This window comes from Pseudoalteromonas sp. HL-AS1, assembly GCF_031198785.1.
GTDB lineage: Bacteria > Pseudomonadota > Gammaproteobacteria > Enterobacterales > Alteromonadaceae > Pseudoalteromonas > Pseudoalteromonas distincta.
Genome location: NZ_CP133569.1, coordinates 2,572,214 through 2,589,803, shown reverse-complemented (window position 1 = coordinate 2,589,803; position 17,590 = coordinate 2,572,214). Strand labels below are relative to the sequence as shown.

18 protein-coding genes are annotated in these 17,590 nt (G+C 40.7%); all 18 read left to right on the top strand.

Annotation, left to right across the window (positions count from 1 at the left end; all coding sequences use genetic code 11):
• Positions 1-36 precede the first annotated feature (36 nt).
• The 18 genes from fliE to RB214_RS11950 all read left to right on the top strand — a co-directional run bounded on the left by fliE (position 37) and on the right by RB214_RS11950 (position 17,587).
• On the top strand, positions 37-369 hold the full coding sequence (gene fliE / locus RB214_RS12035) for a flagellar hook-basal body complex protein FliE (RefSeq protein ID WP_039484631.1): 333 nt from the start codon (positions 37-39) through the stop codon (positions 367-369).
• 20 nt (positions 370-389) lie between these two features.
• The gene (fliF, locus tag RB214_RS12030) at positions 390-2,105 is read left to right on the top strand and encodes a flagellar basal-body MS-ring/collar protein FliF (RefSeq protein WP_309167129.1); all 1,716 of its coding nucleotides are present in this window, start codon (positions 390-392) and stop codon (positions 2,103-2,105) included.
• Positions 2,098-3,138, top strand: coding sequence for a flagellar motor switch protein FliG (gene fliG / locus RB214_RS12025; RefSeq protein WP_309167128.1), 1,041 nt, complete (start codon positions 2,098-2,100; stop codon positions 3,136-3,138). The genes fliF and fliG overlap by 8 nt, the downstream gene beginning before the upstream one ends.
• Positions 3,139-3,141: 3 nt before the next feature.
• Complete coding sequence (fliH, locus tag RB214_RS12020; protein WP_309167127.1) at positions 3,142-3,948, top strand: flagellar assembly protein FliH; 807 nt, start codon at positions 3,142-3,144, stop codon at positions 3,946-3,948.
• An 18-nt stretch (positions 3,949-3,966) separates the two neighbouring features.
• The gene (gene fliI / locus RB214_RS12015; protein WP_024589949.1) at positions 3,967-5,301 is read left to right on the top strand and encodes a flagellar protein export ATPase FliI; all 1,335 of its coding nucleotides are present in this window, start codon (positions 3,967-3,969) and stop codon (positions 5,299-5,301) included.
• Complete coding sequence (gene fliJ, locus RB214_RS12010; protein ID WP_182672304.1) at positions 5,301-5,747, top strand: flagellar export protein FliJ; 447 nt, start codon at positions 5,301-5,303, stop codon at positions 5,745-5,747. Before fliI ends, fliJ begins: the two co-directional genes overlap by 1 nt.
• Before the next feature lie 95 nt (positions 5,748-5,842).
• Positions 5,843-7,579 (top strand): flagellar hook-length control protein FliK, encoded by a 1,737-nt coding sequence (locus tag RB214_RS12005; protein WP_375144346.1) that lies wholly within the window; start codon positions 5,843-5,845, stop codon positions 7,577-7,579.
• 57 nt (positions 7,580-7,636) lie between these two features.
• A complete protein-coding gene (gene fliL / locus RB214_RS12000; protein ID WP_309169007.1) occupies positions 7,637-8,167 on the top strand; it encodes a flagellar basal body-associated protein FliL in 531 nt (176 codons plus the stop codon).
• Between the two features lie 9 nt (positions 8,168-8,176).
• Positions 8,177-9,268, top strand: a complete 1,092-nt coding sequence (gene fliM / locus RB214_RS11995) for a flagellar motor switch protein FliM (protein WP_294123403.1) — start codon at positions 8,177-8,179, stop codon at positions 9,266-9,268.
• Positions 9,269-9,288: 20 nt separating this feature from the next.
• Entirely contained in the window at positions 9,289-9,687 is a 399-nt protein-coding gene (fliN, locus tag RB214_RS11990; protein ID WP_007585803.1) for a flagellar motor switch protein FliN, read from the top strand.
• Entirely contained in the window at positions 9,684-10,067 is a 384-nt protein-coding gene (gene fliO, locus RB214_RS11985) for a flagellar biosynthetic protein FliO (RefSeq protein ID WP_007377952.1), read from the top strand. The genes fliN and fliO overlap by 4 nt, the downstream gene beginning before the upstream one ends.
• A gap of 4 nt (positions 10,068-10,071) precedes the next feature.
• The gene (gene fliP, locus RB214_RS11980; protein WP_007585804.1) at positions 10,072-10,812 is read left to right on the top strand and encodes a flagellar type III secretion system pore protein FliP; all 741 of its coding nucleotides are present in this window, start codon (positions 10,072-10,074) and stop codon (positions 10,810-10,812) included.
• Between the two features lie 40 nt (positions 10,813-10,852).
• The gene (gene fliQ, locus RB214_RS11975) at positions 10,853-11,122 is read left to right on the top strand and encodes a flagellar biosynthesis protein FliQ (protein WP_002959325.1); all 270 of its coding nucleotides are present in this window, start codon (positions 10,853-10,855) and stop codon (positions 11,120-11,122) included.
• Between the two features lie 2 nt (positions 11,123-11,124).
• Positions 11,125-11,907, top strand: a complete 783-nt coding sequence (gene fliR / locus RB214_RS11970) for a flagellar biosynthetic protein FliR (RefSeq protein WP_309167119.1) — start codon at positions 11,125-11,127, stop codon at positions 11,905-11,907.
• A 9-nt stretch (positions 11,908-11,916) separates the two neighbouring features.
• Positions 11,917-13,047 (top strand): flagellar biosynthesis protein FlhB, encoded by a 1,131-nt coding sequence (gene flhB / locus RB214_RS11965; protein ID WP_309167117.1) that lies wholly within the window; start codon positions 11,917-11,919, stop codon positions 13,045-13,047.
• A 72-nt stretch (positions 13,048-13,119) separates the two neighbouring features.
• A complete protein-coding gene (gene flhA / locus RB214_RS11960) occupies positions 13,120-15,231 on the top strand; it encodes a flagellar biosynthesis protein FlhA (protein ID WP_309167116.1) in 2,112 nt (703 codons plus the stop codon).
• A gap of 21 nt (positions 15,232-15,252) precedes the next feature.
• The gene (gene flhF, locus RB214_RS11955; RefSeq protein ID WP_309167114.1) at positions 15,253-16,734 is read left to right on the top strand and encodes a flagellar biosynthesis protein FlhF; all 1,482 of its coding nucleotides are present in this window, start codon (positions 15,253-15,255) and stop codon (positions 16,732-16,734) included.
• Positions 16,727-17,587, top strand: a complete 861-nt coding sequence (locus tag RB214_RS11950) for a MinD/ParA family protein (protein WP_010553899.1) — start codon at positions 16,727-16,729, stop codon at positions 17,585-17,587. The genes flhF and RB214_RS11950 overlap by 8 nt, the downstream gene beginning before the upstream one ends.
• Positions 17,588-17,590 lie beyond the last annotated feature (3 nt).

The following is a 17,590-nucleotide window of genomic DNA, read 5'->3' as shown; positions in this document are numbered from 1 at the left end:
TACTTATAAGAGTTCACTGCGTGTCAGAGATAAATTATGAAAATTCAAAACAGTGCTGTATTTCAAGAAATGCAATCAATGGCTTTAGAAGCCGGCCGTAATAATCAAACTAATAAACTGCCAACTCAGGTGCAGTCTACTTCTACAGCACAATTTGGCGACATGCTAAGTGATGCAATAAATTCAGTGCACGGATTACAACAAGATGCCGCGCAAAAAGTAACAGCAGTTGAGATGGGGGATCGAAGTGTATCTCTTGCTGAGGCGATGATTGCTTCTCAAAAATCGTCAGTTGCTTTTGAGGCTACAGTACAGGTTCGTAATAAACTTGTTGAAGCTTATAAAGAAATCATGAACATGCCTGTTTAATTAGGTAGTGGAGAATTATTGTGGCGCAATCTAACCAATCTACAGACCTAGCACTTGCTGGTGGCGGTATTGACCAAAGTGGTGGTGATGATCAACAAGAACAAAAGTCAGGCTACTTAAGTGCTTTAAATGGTGTTGATGTATTGCGCCAAGTAACATTGGTTATAGCATTGGCTATTTGTTTAGCTATCGCGATTTTTATTATTATTTGGGCTCGTCAGCCAGATATGCGCCCGTTAGGCAAAATGCAAACAGAAGAGCTTATTCAAACATTAGACTTTTTAGATGCGCAAAAAATTGAATACCAACTAGATGGCAATGTTGTATCGGTTGATGAAAGCGAATACCAAAACATTAAATTGCTAATGACCCGCGAAGGGTTAGAGCAAGGCCCTGCATCAGGCTCTGACATAATTATGCAAGATATGGGCTTTGGTGTAAGCCAGCGCTTGGAGCGTGAACGCTTAAAGCATGGTCGTGAACAGCAATTAGCACGCACCATTGAAGAGCTAAATAACATTACTCGCGCCAAAGTATTGTTAGCCATCCCTAAAGAAAACGTATTTGCCCGCAGAGAGAAAAAACCATCTGCTACTGTAGTATTAACACTTAAGCGTGGCCGCTCACTTGACCGTGAAGAAGTAGACTCTGTTGTTGATATGATTGCTTCAGCAGTACAAGGCTTAGAGCCTGCACGTGTTACGGTTACTGACCAAAATGGTCGATTATTAAATTCAGGTTCGCAAAGCTCATTAGCAGCACGCTCTCGTAAAGAATACGATTTAGAACGTAAGCGAGAACAAGAGTATCTTGAAAAAATAGACAGTATTTTAATACCGGTTGTTGGGCTTGCAAACTATACAGCTCAAGTTGATTTGAGCATGGACTTTAGCTCAGTTGAGGAAACTCAAAAGCGTTATAACCCAGACCTACCAGCGGTTAGAAGCGAAACCACATTTGAAGAAAATAACATTGGTGGGTTAGCTGTTGGTATTCCTGGCGCGCTTACAAATCAACCACCGCTAAACTCAAACATCCCTGAAGTTGCAGGACAAGGCGGCGCAGGCACTGCTACGCCACCAACACGTAGCCACAAAGAAGCAACACGTAATTATGAACTCGATACAACTATTTCTCACAAGCGCCAGCAAAGTGGTGTAATACGCAGAATAAGTGTGTCAGTTGCTGTTGACTACGTCCCTAAAGTGGGAGAAAACGGCGAAACAACTATGACCCCGCGCTCGGTAGAGGCATTGTCAAATATTCGTCGCTTATTACAAGGTGGTGTAGGTTTTGATATGCAACGTGGTGATGCACTTGAAGTAGTAACAGTGCCGTTTGTACGTGAAGCAACAGATTTAGCCATAGAAGTGCCACTGTGGGAACAAGACTGGTTTATGAAAATAGCCCGCCTTGTATTGGGAGCCTTAGTTATTATTGTACTGATAATGGCAGTAGTTAAACCAATGCTTAAACGCTTAATTTATCCAGACGATACATTAGAAGAATACGACGAAGATGCATTAAGTTCAGGCGTAGATATTGGCGACAATACACTTGATATGCTAAATAAAGACTTTGATTCTGCTTCGGTTGGTTTCTCAAGTGATGGTACACTGCAGTTACCGGATTTACATGGCGACGAAGATTTACTCAAAGCAATTCGTGCCCTTGTAGCTAACGAACCAGAACTATCATCACAAGTAGTGAAAGCGTGGTTAACAGAAGATGACTGATCAAGAAAAAAAACAACTCCCGCCAGCCTTTGATGTTGATAAGCTAGATGGGGTAGATAAAGCTGCTATATTACTTTTGAGTTTATCAGAAGAAGATGCCGCGCAAATCCTTAAACACTTAGAACCTAAACAGGTGCAAAAAGTGGGTATGGCGATGGCTGGGCTACAGGATTTATCTCAAGCTAAAATTAGCGCTGTACACAACTTGTTTATAGAACAAATTCAAAGCTTTAGTACCATTGGTTTTCAGTCAGAAGACTTTATTAAAAAAGCGCTTACAGCAGCCCTTGGTGAAGACAAAGCCGCTAGCCTTATTGACCAAATTGTTATGGGCTCAGGCGCTAAAGGCTTGGATTCATTAAAATGGATGGACTCTAAGCAGGTAGCAAACATTATTCGTAATGAGCATCCGCAAATTCAAACTATTGTATTATCGTATTTAGAGCCAGAACAGTCAGCTGAGATTATTGCTCAGTTCCCTGAAAAAGTGCGTTTAGATTTAACAATGCGTATTGCAAACCTTGAAGAAGTTCAGCCAGCAGCACTGCAAGAGCTAAACGAAATTATGGAAAAACAATTTGCCGGCCAAGCAGGTGCACAAGCCGCTAAAATGGGTGGCTTAAAAGCAGCTGCAGATATAATGAACTACCTAGATACCAATGTAGAAGGGCAGTTGATGGACTCTATTCGTGAGCATGACGAAGAGATGTCGCAGCAAATTCAAGACTTAATGTTTGTGTTTGAAAACTTAATGGATGTTGAAGACCGTGGTATTCAAGCAATCCTACGAGAAGTACAACAAGACGTATTAATGAAAGCAATTAAAGGCACCGACGATGCCCTTAAAGATAAAATACTGGGCAATATGTCTAAGCGTGCAGCCGAAATGCTTGCTGATGATTTAGAGGCTATGGCACCTGTTCGTATAAGTGAAGTAGAAGCGGCGCAAAAAGAGATTTTATCAACAGCGCGTCGTTTATCTGACTCAGGTGAAATTCAGCTGGGCGGCGGCGGTGGCGAGGAGTTCTTGTAAACCATGAGCAAACTCAAAGGGCGCACACTTCGGGCTGATGAAGCAGATGAATTATTAAAAAACTGGGCTATTCCAGATGTAGCACCAGATGAGAGCATCTTTGGCAATCGCTCTACAGCTTACGGCACACCGCTTAGTGATCTGTATAAAAAAGAATTAGCTGAAGAAATGCCAATTGATGAGCCACAAGAACCAGAATTGCCTGCGCTTACTATGGTTGAGCTTGAACGCATTAGGCAAGACGCCTACGAAGAAGGCCTCAAGCAAGGTCATGAGCAAGGCTACATAGACGGTTTTGAAAAAGGCGTTGGCGAAGGCAAAGAGGCTGGCTACAAAGAAGGCTTAGAGCAAGGTAAAACACAGGGCCTTGATGACGTAAAACCATTAATTGAAGAGCAGTTAACGAGTTTAAAAGCTATTTTAGAAGGGTTAACTGCACCGCTAGATAAAGTGGACGAACAAGCCGAGAAGCAATTAGTACAACTTGCTAGCATGTTAGCCGAGGCTGTTATTTATCAAGAAGTAAAAACATCGCCTGATGTTATTTTACATACGTTAAAGCAAAGTATTGACTCACTTAATGCCGAGCAAGAAAAAGTACGAATTCATTTAAACCCCGAAGATTTAGAGCTCATAAAAGAGAGTTACGGCGAACAAACTATTATTGATAATAACTGGCAATTAATGGCAGAGCCCACTCTTGAGCGCGGTGGCTGTGAAGTTAAAACAGCGCAATCATCACTCGATATGACCCTTAAAACACGTGTCAAAGAAACGTTGGATAGTTTTTTGCATAATAGTGGTATCTAACTATTTTATTGGCGTGTTATGTCAACTCAACGTGCACCTTTAAGCGAACGCTTATCTCAATATCAACAACATATTAAAACCCCAGCGCCTGCTGTGGCAGGTATTTTAACGCGTGTTGTTGGCCTTACCCTTGAGGCTAGAGGTTTACGTGCTCCCGTTGGTAGCCAATGTAAAATAGAAACTATGAACGGCTTTGTAGACGCCGAAATAGTCGGTTTTAACGATCAAACTTTGTACTTAATGCCTAATGATCATATCTCTGGTGTACTTCCTGGTGCGCGTGTAATTCCTCAAGTTAATAACTTAGGTTTACCTGTAGGGATGAGTTTACTAGGGCGCGTGGTTGATGGCTTAGGGCGACCGCTAGATGGCCTTGGTAAAATTAATGCTGAGCATCATTTAAAGTTTGCACAAAATACTATAAACCCGCTTTCAAGAAGACCAATCACTAAGCCTATGGATGTAGGTGTGCGTGCTATTAACTCGGTTATTACAGTAGGGCAAGGCCAGCGCATGGGCTTGTTTGCAGGCTCTGGTGTGGGTAAATCAGTACTTCTCGGTATGATGACCCGAGGTAGCGAAGCCGATGTAATTGTTGTTGGCTTAGTGGGGGAGCGTGGTCGCGAAGTAAAAGAATTTATTGAAGAAATACTCGGTGTAGAGGGGCGCAAACGTTCAGTTGTTGTCGCAGCGCCTGCTGATTCATCACCACTTATGCGTTTAAAAGGCTGTGAGAGCGCCGTAACTATTGCAGAGTATTTTAGAGATCAGGGTTTAAACGTATTATTGTTACTCGATTCGGTAACGCGTTATGCAATGGCGCAACGTGAAATTGCACTTGCTGTTGGCGAGCCGCCCGCTACAAAGGGTTATCCGCCTTCGGTGTTTGCTAAATTACCTGCGCTGGTGGAGCGTGCTGGTAATGGCGGTGAAGGGCAAGGTTCAATTACTGGCTTTTTTACGGTGTTGAGTGAAGGCGATGATATGCAAGACCCTATTGCTGATGCAGCGCGAGCTATATTAGATGGACACATTGTACTATCGCGTGATTTAGCTGACAGTGGGCACTATCCCGCTATAGATATTGAAAAGTCGATTTCGCGTGTTATGCCTCAAGTTGTTTCTGAGCCGCATATGCAACAAGCCCGAGTGCTTAAACAAGTGTATTCAATGTATCAACAAAACAAAGACATGATTACGTTAGGCGCTTATCAAAAAGGGACCGATCAAATGCTCGACCAAGCTATAAATATGATGCCAAGAGTAAATGCATTTTTACAACAAGGTATGCGAGATGTCATTAGTTATGATGATGGTCTGCAAGGTCTTGCTCAGTTACTAGGACAAGCATAATGGCTAAAAATAAACTCGATTTATTGCTCAAAATTGAAAATGATAAAGAAGAAAGTTTGCGCATGAGTTACTTACAAGCCAATCAAAATTTGCAAGCAAATCAACAAAAGCTGCAAGGTTTAAATAACTTTAGACTTGAATATTCTCAACAGTTACACCTAAAAGGTAAGTCGGGTTTATCTAGTGCAGGGTTTGGTCAGTACCATGCTTTTATAGCTAAAATTGAAGAGGCAATTCGCCAACAAGCAAGTACAGTAAATACCGCTAAGCAAGTTGTTACTCAACGTAAAACGCTATGGCTTAAGCAGCAAATTAAAGCTAAAGCAGTTGCCAAGTTAATCGAGAATCAAAAACTCAAAGCAAATGCGTTAATGGCTAAAAACGAGCAAAAAATGTTAGATGAGTTTTCAGCTAATCAGTTTTTTCAACGTCGGAAAGCTTTGTAATTCAGGCACGTTAATTGCTTTGTTACTTAGTGGTATTTAACTTTTGGCGGTATGCGGTGGCATATTGCCGTAATGGTATTAGGTGATTTATGGCGATGAATAACATTTCGTTTTTAGTTTCTTCTGAAAAAGATTCACTGTTAGCTTTTAAAGACAATAGCTTAGCTAATGGCGAAGGAAATTTAGGCGAGGAATTTTTAAGCCAGCTAAACGAAGCGCATAACTCTATGGGGCCTTTGCTTAAGGGCAATAAAAATCCCGATGCCGAAAACTCGATTGCCAGTCTCAAAAATGAAGAATCAAGTGTGGAGACAGAGACATCTAATACCTCGAATGGAAGCCCAACACATGAAGTCATAATCGTATACGGTGATAGTATGCTGGCTCAAATAAACTCGGCACAGGCCATTAATACCTCTGTTTCAAAACCAGCAGAAAAGGTTGATGGAGCAACTGACGAAGTTGATTTTAAGAAGAGATCGACTATAGATAGTTCTATAGATTATATTGCTATTGAAAAGTCCATAAGTAAAGTTGTTTCTGAGAGCAAAAATATCCCTAGTATTAACTCATCAGTTACAGTATCGGCAGCTGAGATTACGCAAATAACTGAGAGAGATAAAAGTACTGCTGTAGATACATCAATGACTCAAGATACAGATCTAATTAAAGCAGATAAAATACTTGATAGTTTAACACCAGAGCAAATGTTACAGCTAAATTTACAAATTCAAGCTTTGGATAAGCCTAGTAATATTAATAATATAACAGCTTTAAAGCAAATGCTTGCACAATTTATTACTGATAACGAAAAAGCGCAAAGCACGGTAGCAAAACACTCTTTTAGCGCAGAAATAAATTCACTTAATACAACTGAAAAACAAAGTTTATTAACGCAATTAAACGCATATATTAAAACAGAGCAGCCTAAAGGCGAGCAGTTGTCAGTGCTTAAGCAAACAGTTAATGAGTTAAAAGCTTCTATTGAAATAGGGCTTGCTGATACCGCTAAATCAGACTCAAAAACGTTTGTGGCGTCAGAGACTCCTAATACAGTATATAATCCACAAAAGTTAAGTTTAAAGACGTCGACAAGCGAAGATTCGGATATTAACAAAGCTGTAGCAACCTCAGCTAAGCGTGATGATTTATTAAAATCACTTGAAGAGTTACAAAAAGATGGGCTTAGAAAAACATCGGCAGAACAAACGCCTGCACGCGTAGCACAAGTATTTACGCAAATTACAGCCGCTTTAAATACTCAGCAAACGAGCACATTAAGCCAATACGACTCATTAAGTTACGAGCAGAGCGTACTTGATACCCAAATAATACAAACTCAACAATTACAAAGTACATCACAAGTTAAGCAAGTAAGTATTGATCCAGGTGTAATGCAGGCAATTAATATTGTTAAAAGTGATGCAGCTAAATTACTACAAGAGCGAGTTAGCTCAATGCTGAACATTAATAATAAAGAAGCAGAAATTCGCCTCGATCCTCCAGAAATGGGTAGCATGCAAATACGTATTCGTAGCGATGCAGAACAAGCACATATAAACTTTGTTGTACAAAACCAGCAAGCCAAAGAAGCGCTTGAGCAATCAATGCCGCGCTTACGTGAAATGTTAGCGCAACAAGGGCTAGAGCTTGGTGAAAGCACTATTTCTTATGGGCAATCAGGTGGTGAAACAGCTGAGCAAAGTGAGAGTGGAGCCCAAGGTAATTTGGCTAATAATAAGTCAGTTAATGAAGAAAACGACGAGCAAGCAAATAACACTGCACAAAGTTCTCGACAACAAACTTCATCATCAATAGATTACTATGCCTAAGTACTGCTATTATAATAGTTAAAACAAGCAAGTACCTTTGCGATTAAAGGAATCATGATGGCTGAAGAAGCAAGTTTAGAAATCGAAGAAACCGGTAAAAGTAAAAAGAAACTAATAATAATTATAGTAGCTGTACTACTTATTGCAGGTGGTGCTGCGGGTTACTTTTTTATGTCGGGTTCGGATACGCCAGTTGAAACCTTAGATGAAGAGACTGCAATGTCTACTGATGCTCCTTCTGCTGCAGCGGGTGATTCAGCAGAAATGGGCAGTGCTTTATATGTTGCTATGCCACGCCCATTTGTGTTTAACGTACCGGGCTCAAGCCGCGACAGAATTGTACAAATTAAAGTACAATTATTAGTACGTGGTGAAGTAAATGAAGAAACAGCCAAAAAACATATTCCACTAATAGAAGGAACGCTATTAAGCGTGTTTTCTACTACAACAGCTGATGAATTAAGTACGAGCTCTGGTAAAGAAACACTTCGTTTTTCTGCACTTGAAAAGGTACAAAAAGCCTTAATGGATGTTGAAGGCAGTAAAGTAATTGAGCGGGTATTGTTTACCGGCTTTGTGATGCAATAAGGGGTTAGCGTGAGCGATTTATTATCCCAAGACGAAATTGATGCGCTATTACATGGCGTTGATGACGTTGAAGAGGAAGATATACACGAAGGTGAAGATGGCGGGGGAAGTACGCTTCAGTACGACTTTTCTTCGCAAGATCGGATCGTACGTGGTCGTATGCCGACACTGGAAATTGTTAATGAACGCTTTGCTCGTCATATGCGAATTAGCCTATTTAACATGATGCGCCGCACCGCAGAGGTGTCTATTAACGGCGTGCAAATGATTAAATTTGGTGAGTATATCCATACTCTATTTGTTCCAACCAGCTTAAATATGGTGCGTTTTAGACCGCTTAAAGGCACTGGCCTGATTACCATGGAAGCACGACTTGTGTTTATTTTGGTAGATAACTTTTTTGGTGGTGACGGGCGTTATCATGCAAAAATAGAAGGCCGAGAATTTACTCCAACAGAGCGCCGAATTGTACAAATGCTCCTTAAAATAATCTTTGAAGATTATAAAGAAGCTTGGGCACCGGTTATGGATGTATCGTTTGAATATCTCGATTCTGAAGTAAACCCAGCTATGGCTAATATTGTAAGCCCAACTGAGGTTGTGGTTATTAGTTCTTTCCATATTGAGCTCGATGGCGGCGGTGGCGATTTTCATATTGCACTTCCGTATTCAATGCTTGAGCCAATTCGAGAGCTGTTAGATGCGGGTGTTCAGTCTGATACTGAAGATACTGATTTGCGTTGGAGCAAAGCGCTTCGCGATGAAATAATGGATGTAGAGGTTGAAATATCAACTCAGTTGCTTGAAGTTGATTTAACCTTAAAACAAATCATGGAACTCAAAGCCGGTGATATTATTCCGGTTGAAATGCCTGAGCATATAACCGTGTTTGTTGAAGAACTACCTACATTTAGAGCCAAAATGGGTCGCTCTCGCGATAATGTTGCGCTTCAAATTAGTGAAAAAATTAAACGACCTGATTCAGTTAAATCTGAGCTGCATGTATTTACCAAAGGCGGCAAGAAAATTGACTCAGATGCAGAATTAGCAGAACTAGAAGATGATTTATACCTCTCTGACGGTGTAGACTTAGACTGGTAATTGATTAAAAGGTTAAAAGTATGAGCGATGATCAAGACACAATGGATGAATGGGCAGCAGCATTAGCAGAAGCCGAAGCTCCAGATGATAGTAGCGAAGCACATGTTGCAGAGCTTGATGAGTTAAGTGATTCAAAACACGAAATGAGTGGCGATGAAAAACGAAAACTCGACACTATTTTAGATATCCCCGTTACTATTTCAATGGAAGTAGGACGCTCTAAAATTAATATTCGTAACTTATTGCAACTTAACCAAGGCTCTGTTGTTGAGCTTGACCGTGTTGCGGGCGAGCCGCTAGACGTGCTAGTTAATGGTACTTTGATAGCCCATGGTGAAGTAGTTGTAGTAAACGACAAGTTTGGTATTCGCTTAACTGACGTGATAAGCCAAGTAGAGCGGATCAAAAAACTACGATGAGCTTATTAGTTGCTTTAACGAGTTCCGTTTTTTCAAAAGCAGATGTGGCAACACCTACTGGAGATATACTCTCTATGGTGCTGTCGCTTGTAATGGTGCTAGTACTAATTATTGTGCTGGCATTTTTTGTTAAAAAGCTTAATCCAAATTTAGCAAACAGCGATGAATTTAAAGTAGTCAGAAGTCTACCTTTGGGTTCTCGTGAGCGTTTAATGGTTGTTGAGATAGATAATGCTCAGCATTTACTTGGTGTAACCCCCCATAGTATTAATTACTTACACAAGTTAGAAACCCCATTAAGTGAAAAAGAACTACCTGAACTCGCTAAACGATTTGGTAAACTTTTAAACCCGCAATCAAACCAAAATAAAAAGAATTAAACCTATGACAAAGTGGCTGCTTATTATTTTTGCCATGGTGTTTGTACCAAGTGTAAGCGCAGAAGGAATTGATGCGCTTACTATTACAACAAACGCTGATGGCACACAGGATTACTCAGTAACGTTACAAGTTTTAGCAATTATGACGGCGCTGAGTTTTATACCGGCTGCCATAATTATGATGACCTCCTTTACACGAATAATTGTTGTACTCGCCATTTTGCGCCAAGCAATTGGTTTGCAGCAAACACCGTCGAACCAAGTGTTATTAGGGATGTCGCTTTTTCTAAGTATTTTTATAATGTCGCCTATTTATCAGCAGGTAAACGAGCGAGCTATAGAGCCTTACTTAAATGAGCAGGTTACTTCAGTACAAGCTTTAGAGCTGGCTAAAGAGCCAATGAAAGCATTTATGCTTTCGCAAGTGCGTTTAAAAGATTTAGAAACGTTTGCTAAAATTGCCGGTTACGATCAGCTAGATTCGCCACAAGATACACCGTTAATAGTGCTTATACCCGCCTTTGTAACCAGCGAATTGCAAACCGCATTTATAATAGGGTTTATGTTTTTTATCCCATTTTTAATTGTTGATTTAGTGGTCGCCTCGGTATTAATGGCGATGGGTATGATGATGCTTTCACCCATGATTGTGTCTTTACCGTTTAAAATTATGTTATTTGTACTTGTAGACGGCTGGAGCTTAGTGATGGGGACTCTAGCCAAAAGCTTTGGTTTAGGGACTTAGTATGCAAAGCATTAACATGACCCAACAATAGGAGTACAACATGGAACCGGAAATTTTTGTTGATATCCTAAGTGACGCTCTTTTTTTAGTTATTAAGCTGGTGTCTGCAATTGTAGTCCCAGGCTTAATTATTGGTTTAGTTGTAGCTGTGTTTCAGGCCGCGACGTCTATCAATGAACAAACATTGAGCTTTTTACCTCGTTTATTAATTACCATTAGTGCGCTTATTGTGGGTGGGCATTGGCTTACTCAAGAGCTAATGGACTTTTTTACTCGCCTAGTATTACTTATTCCTGAAATTGCAGGTTAAACGTGGAATACCCCTTTGCTGTCGTTATTCAATGGTTGAGCGATTTTTTGCTGCCCCTGGTACGCATTAGCTCAATGATTATGATTATGGCTGGTTTAGGTGCTAAAAATGTCCCTACGCGTATAAAAATGGGGTTATCAGTTGTTGTAACTTTTCTTGTTGTAGTTCCAGTTCTTCCCCCAGCTACATTCACTAATTTATTTTCGTTTGAGATGATTTTAGTCGTTATTCAACAAATGCTGATTGGTGTTGCTATTGGTTTTGCATCTATACTTTTATTAAATACTTTTGTGTTAGCAGGGCAAATACTTGCGATGCAAACCGGTTTAGGTTTTGCTTCGGTTATTGACCCCTCTAATGGCGCAAGCGTCCCAGCGGTTGGTCAGTTTTTCCTTATTTTGGCCACCTTGTTATTTTTTGCTTTTAACGGCCATTTAATGATGATTCAAATGGTGGTGCATAGCTTTCAAGTGCTACCCATTGATGGCACATGGTGGTCTGTAGATCATTACTGGGACATAGTGACTTGGGGCGGCTGGATGTTTACTACAGCACTGGTACTCTCACTTGCACCGCTTACCGCAATGCTCGTTATCAATATTTCTTTTGGTATTATGACCCGTGCGGCACCGCAATTAAATATCTTTGCAATTGGCTTTCCGTTCACACTTGTTGCAGGGCTTACGATTATTTGGGCAACGTTAGGTAACTTTACTCTTCAATTTGAGTTTCAGTGGTTAAAAATGGTTGAGCTAATGTGCACTTTAGTTGGTTGTTCACCGTAGGAGAGCCTAATGGCTGAAGATTCAGGACAAGAAAAAACAGAAGAACCCACGGGGAAAAAAGTAGACGAATCGAAAAAGAAAGGGCAGGTAGCGCGTTCTAAAGAGCTTGGCACCATGTTTGTACTTATTTTTTCCGCTATATCTTTGCTCTTATATGGTCCTGAGATTGGTAAAGGCCTATATAACATTATGGGGCGAATGCTGAGTCTTAACCGAAATGAAGCCTACGATACCACTAAAATGTTTGCTGTTTGGGCTAGTGTGTCTGATGTGCTTATTTTTCCTATGGCAATGTTTGTATTTATTATTTTATTTGCAGGTATTATAGGAAATACGCTATTGGGGGGATTTAATTTTAGTTGGCAAGCAGCAGCACCCAAAGCAAGTAAAATGTCACCGTTTAAAGGCTTTAAGCGTATGTTTGGCCCCCAAGCAGCGGTAGAGTTAACCAAAGCCATTTTAAAATTTTCTGTAGTTGCTGGCTTTGCTGTATTTCTAATTAACACTTTCTTTGATGAGATTTTACATTTAAGTATAGAGCCTGCACCAAATAACATTATTCATGCGTTAGAAATATTAGCATGGATGTTTCTAGCTCTCTCTTGTACGTTGGTTATTATTGCTGCAATAGATGCGCCTTATCAAAGTTATACTCACCATAAGCAACTTAAAATGACAATGCAAGAGGTTAAAGATGAGTATAAAAACTCTGAAGGTGATCCACAAATAAAAGCGCGTATTAGACAAACACAAAGGCAAATGTCACAAAGACGCATGATGCAAGATGTTCCTGACGCTGATGTTATTGTTACCAATCCAACTCACTACTCTGTAGCATTAAAATACGATACAGAGCGCGCAGGTGCGCCTATAGTGCTTGCTAAAGGTATTGATGAAATGGCGATGCAAATTCGTAAAGTAGCAATAGGGAATGAAGTACCTATTTTAGAATCCCCCATGTTGACCCGAGCGCTTTATCATACGGCTGAAGTAGGAGAGCAAATACCCGATCAGCTATTTACCGCAGTAGCGCAAGTTTTAGCGTATGTATTTCAGCTTAAACGCTTTAATAAAGGGCGCGGAAAACGTCCAACTAAGCTCAATGAAAAGCTGCCAATCCCCGATGCCTACAAGTATTAAACCGTTAACTGAATAACTTGGAATAGTTATTGCTAATTCTACGTAGTGTCAATTTTTTGAAATTGTAGAATTATGAATTTTAAAGCAGTATTACAACAGCTTAACAGAGACAAAAAAGAATATGGCAAAGGGATAGGTACTCCTTTGTTGGTGCTTGCTGCCTTGGGGATGGTGATTTTACCACTACCGCCATTTTTACTCGATATCCTTTTCTCGTTTAATATTGCTCTCGCATTAGTGGTTTTACTTGTGACAGTTTACACGATGAAGCCAGTTGAATTTGGTATTTTCCCATCTGTAATACTAATCGCTACAATTATGCGCTTAGCACTTAACGTTGCCAGTACTCGAGTTGTGTTACTTGAAGGCCATAATGGTGGTGACTCTGCCGGTAAAGTAATTGAAGCGTTTGGCTCAGTTGTTATTGGTGGTAACTACGCTGTTGGTTTGGTTGTGTTTTTAATCCTGATCATTATTAACTTTGTAGTAATTACTAAAGGTGCTGGTCGTATTTCTGAGGTATCTGCGCGTTTCACCCTTGATGCAATGCCGGGTAAACAAATGGCAATTGACGCCGATTTGAACGCAGGCTTTATCAGCGCAGAACAAGCGCGTGACCGCCGCGAGGAAGTAACTCGCGAAGCTGATTTTTACGGCTCAATGGATGGTGCGAGTAAATTTGTAAAAGGTGATGCGATTGCAGGTATTGTTATACTAATCATCAATATTGTTGGTGGTTTATTTGTCGGTATGATCCAGCACAATTTGAGTTTTGGCAATGCAATGGAAGTATATACATTACTTACCATTGGCGATGGCTTAGTTGCTCAACTCCCTTCTTTACTGCTTTCAATTGGTACCGCGATTGTTGTAACACGCCAAAATGAGTCGCTCAATATGGGGGACCAATTTAAGAAACAACTAGGCAACGAAAAGTCACTCTTTATTGCATCTGGTATTTTGATCATCATGGGCTTAGTGCCTGGTATGCCGCATATTGCTTTTTTAAGTTTAGGTGCGTTACTGGGTTACTTAGCTTACTACACACAGCAAAGTAAATTAAAAGCTGCTGCGGCAGAAGCTGAAGAGGCCGCTAATGGCGGAAGCGTTGCAACGGGTGTTGCTAATAAACAAGAACAAAAAGAACTAGGCTGGGATGACGTTCAGCAGGTTGATGTAATTGGCTTAGAAGTCGGTTATAGATTAATTCCGTTAGTGGACCAATCACAAGGTGGTGAGCTACTTAATCGTATTAAGGGGGTGCGTAAAAAGCTTTCTCAAGAGCTTGGTTTTTTAGTGCCGCCGGTACATATACGCGACAACTTAGAGCTTGACCCTAACGCTTACAGAATAACACTAATGGGGGTTTCAACCGGTGAAAGCGAGCTTAAGCATGGCGACGAGCTAGCGATTAACCCAGGACAAGTATTTGGTCCAATTAAAGGGGTTGAAACAAAAGATCCTGCGTTTGGCCTTGATGCAGTATGGATAAAACCAGATCAAAAAGATGAAGCACAATCACTAGGTTATACCGTTGTAGATTCAGCCACGGTAGTTGCCACTCATATTAGCCAGTTATTAACTAACAGTGCAGCGTTATTACTAGGGCATGAAGAAGTTCAAAACCTACTTGATATGCTTGCTAAAAGCCATCCTCGCTTAGTGGAAGGACTAGTACCTGATGTATTGCCATTAACTGTTATTGTAAAAGTACTACAAAATTTATTAAATGAAGGCGTGGCTATTCGCGATATGCGCTCAATTGTTCAAACCCTTGTTGAGTATGGCCCACGTAGTCAAGACCCTGATGTATTAACGGCTGCAGTGCGTATTTCCCTGCGTAGATTAATTGTTCAAGATGCGGTGGGAATGTCATCAGAAATTCCTGTCATAACCTTGGCGCCTGAGTTGGAACAGATGTTGCATCAGTCATTACAAAATGCAGGTGATGAAGGTGCCGGTATTGAGCCAGGACTTGCAGAGCGACTTCAAGTGTCATTAACACAAGCGCATCAAAATCAAGAAATGGCCGGTGAACCTTCTATATTGCTAACGTCAGGAATGTTACGCACTGTGTTATCTCGTTTTGTTAAGTACACCATTCCAGGATTGAGAGTGATGTCTTATCAAGAGGTACCAGATGAAAGACAGATAAAGATTGTTAGCTCTGTAGGGCAACAATAAGATTTTAACAGGGGTTGAATCATGAAAATTAAACGTTTTTTTGCTAAAGATATGCGCACAGCACTTAAAGAAGTTAAAGATGAATTAGGTGTTGATGCGGTTATTATGTCAAATAAGAAGCTGGCTAACGGTGTAGAAATTGTAGCGGCAGTTGATTATGACAAAGCAGCCCCTAAAGTAGCAGCGCAACCACAACGTAATGCTGAGCCTCGTGCTCAAGCGCCACAGCAAAGCATGCATAACTTTGTAAGACCAGAGCCACAGCGTGCTAAGCCTGAGCCACAAGCAAAGGTTGCTGACAGCTTACAAGCATTACTAGAGCGACAATCACCGCGTCCTCGCTCCCCTGAACTTGCTTCTATGTTTTCACAATCGGGTATTGATACTACTGATAACTATCAAGAACCTAATATGGGGCAGCGTACTAAAAATATGTTTGCTCCTGAAGCTTCTGCGCCAGTTCGTCCACAAACTCAAGCGGATAGCTTAGGTTTTGATGATTTAGACCGCGACTTTGATGATTTAGATAGCCCAGTAACCACTCGCCAACAAAATAAAAATAATGAAAGCGAAGAAATGACAACAATGCGTGAAGAAATGAACGCAATTCGTCAATTACTTGAGCACCAAGTATCAGGCTTGATGCAGCAAGATATGGCGCGTCGCGATCCAACACGCGCTTGTATGGTTGATCGTTTAGTCGGTATGGGTATCGATAAAGAAGTAGCACAGCAAATGGCATGTTTTGTACCTGATGATGTGTCTCGTCAACAAGGCTGGAAAGCATTGCTAACAATGGTTGAAGATCAAATGCAAACAACCAATAACGAAATACTTCGCCAAGGTGGTGTATATGCGTTAGTGGGTCCAACAGGTGTGGGCAAAACCACGACAGTTGCTAAGCTTGCAGCTCTAGGTGCACAAAAGTATGGCGCCGATAAAGTTGCCTTAATAACCACTGATACGTACAGAATTGGTGCTTATGAGCAGCTTGCAACTTACGGTCGTATTATTGGTTGTGGTGTAAAACAAGTTAAAGATGCTAATGAGTTAGCTGAAGTTTTATATCATTTACGAAATAAACGTCTAGTGTTAATTGATACGGCAGGTATGAGCCAGCGAGATTTACGCTTAACTGAGCAGTTAAATACGTTAATGCGCAACCAGCGTGTGGATATTCGAAACTACCTAGTACTCAGTGCCACAGCGCAAATTAATGTACTACAAGAAACTGTACGCCACTTTAAAAAAGTACAGTTAAGTGGTTGTATTTTTACCAAGTTGGATGAATCATTAAGTTTGGGTGAGATTATTAGTATTGCGATTCAAAATCGCCTTCCAATAGGGTATCTTACTAATGGACAACGAGTACCAGAAGATATTCGTGTTGCAAATGCTGAAAAACTAGTGAAAAAGGCTGAGCAATTATATTTAAAAAGAACAAAAGCACAACATTCAAGGCATCAAGCAGTGGCGCCAAGTACAGTAGGGATGTATGATTAACACAGTATTAGATCAAGCAAGCGGCCTGCGCAAAATGAGTCAAAACAATAACAACGGCGTTAAAGTTATCGCTGTAACCGGTGGTAAAGGTGGGGTGGGGAAAACAAATGTTTCTCTAAATACTGCTATAGCACTAGGGCAGCAAGGTAATAGAGTACTAGTACTGGATGCTGACTTAGGTTTGGCAAATTGTGATGTGATGCTTGGTTTACGTGTAGAGCGTAATTTGTCACACGTTTTGTCTGGTGAATGTGAGCTTGACGAAATTTTAGTTGAAGGTCCTGCTGGTATTAAAATTGTACCCGCTACATCGGGTTCGCAAAGTATGGTTGAGTTATCACCATCGGAGCATGCTGGACTAATTCGTGCGTTTAGCGAATTGAATACCGAATTCGATATTTTAATTGTAGATACAGCCGCTGGTATTTCAGACATGGTGCTAAGCTTCTCACGAGCAGCACAAGATGTAATGGTTGTAGTGTGCGATGAACCAACATCAATAACCGATGCTTACGCACTTATTAAAGTATTAAGCCGCGAGCATGGTGTTTATAAGTTCAAAATTGTTGCAAATATGGTCCGCAGTATGCGTGAAGGTACTGAATTGTTTGCAAAACTATCTAAAGTTACCGATCGCTTTTTAGATGTGTCAATGGAGCTAGTAGCAACGGTTCCTTATGACGAAAATATGCGCAAAGCAACGCGTCGTCAAAAAGTAATAGTAGAGCTCTTTCCTAATTCGCCAGCCGCTCTCGCGTTTAAAGCGCTGGCAACCAAAGCAGTTAAATGGCCAATACCAAACCAACCATCTGGGCATTTAGAGTTTTTCATTGAGAAACTAGTAAACGGTTAATTA

What these genes read in the sequence shown, in the direction of transcription:
- flhB (WP_309167117.1), top strand. Translation starts at nt 11,917, where the DNA reads ATGGCTGAAGATTCAGGACAAGAAAAAACAGAAGAACCCACGGGGAAA.
- fliL (WP_309169007.1), top strand. Translation starts at nt 7,637, where the DNA reads ATGGCTGAAGAAGCAAGTTTAGAAATCGAAGAAACCGGTAAAAGTAAA.
- flhA (WP_309167116.1), top strand. Translation starts at nt 13,120, where the DNA reads ATGAATTTTAAAGCAGTATTACAACAGCTTAACAGAGACAAAAAAGAA.
- RB214_RS11950 (WP_010553899.1), top strand. Translation starts at nt 16,727, where the DNA reads ATGATTAACACAGTATTAGATCAAGCAAGCGGCCTGCGCAAAATGAGT.
- fliO (WP_007377952.1), top strand. Translation starts at nt 9,684, where the DNA reads ATGAGCTTATTAGTTGCTTTAACGAGTTCCGTTTTTTCAAAAGCAGAT.
- fliI (WP_024589949.1), top strand. Translation starts at nt 3,967, where the DNA reads ATGTCAACTCAACGTGCACCTTTAAGCGAACGCTTATCTCAATATCAA.
- flhF (WP_309167114.1), top strand. Translation starts at nt 15,253, where the DNA reads ATGAAAATTAAACGTTTTTTTGCTAAAGATATGCGCACAGCACTTAAA.
- fliQ (WP_002959325.1), top strand. Translation starts at nt 10,853, where the DNA reads ATGGAACCGGAAATTTTTGTTGATATCCTAAGTGACGCTCTTTTTTTA.
- fliP (WP_007585804.1), top strand. Translation starts at nt 10,072, where the DNA reads ATGACAAAGTGGCTGCTTATTATTTTTGCCATGGTGTTTGTACCAAGT.
- fliJ (WP_182672304.1), top strand. Translation starts at nt 5,301, where the DNA reads ATGGCTAAAAATAAACTCGATTTATTGCTCAAAATTGAAAATGATAAA.
- fliN (WP_007585803.1), top strand. Translation starts at nt 9,289, where the DNA reads ATGAGCGATGATCAAGACACAATGGATGAATGGGCAGCAGCATTAGCA.
- fliE (WP_039484631.1), top strand. Translation starts at nt 37, where the DNA reads ATGAAAATTCAAAACAGTGCTGTATTTCAAGAAATGCAATCAATGGCT.
- fliG (WP_309167128.1), top strand. Translation starts at nt 2,098, where the DNA reads ATGACTGATCAAGAAAAAAAACAACTCCCGCCAGCCTTTGATGTTGAT.
- RB214_RS12005 (WP_375144346.1), top strand. Translation starts at nt 5,843, where the DNA reads ATGAATAACATTTCGTTTTTAGTTTCTTCTGAAAAAGATTCACTGTTA.
- fliH (WP_309167127.1), top strand. Translation starts at nt 3,142, where the DNA reads ATGAGCAAACTCAAAGGGCGCACACTTCGGGCTGATGAAGCAGATGAA.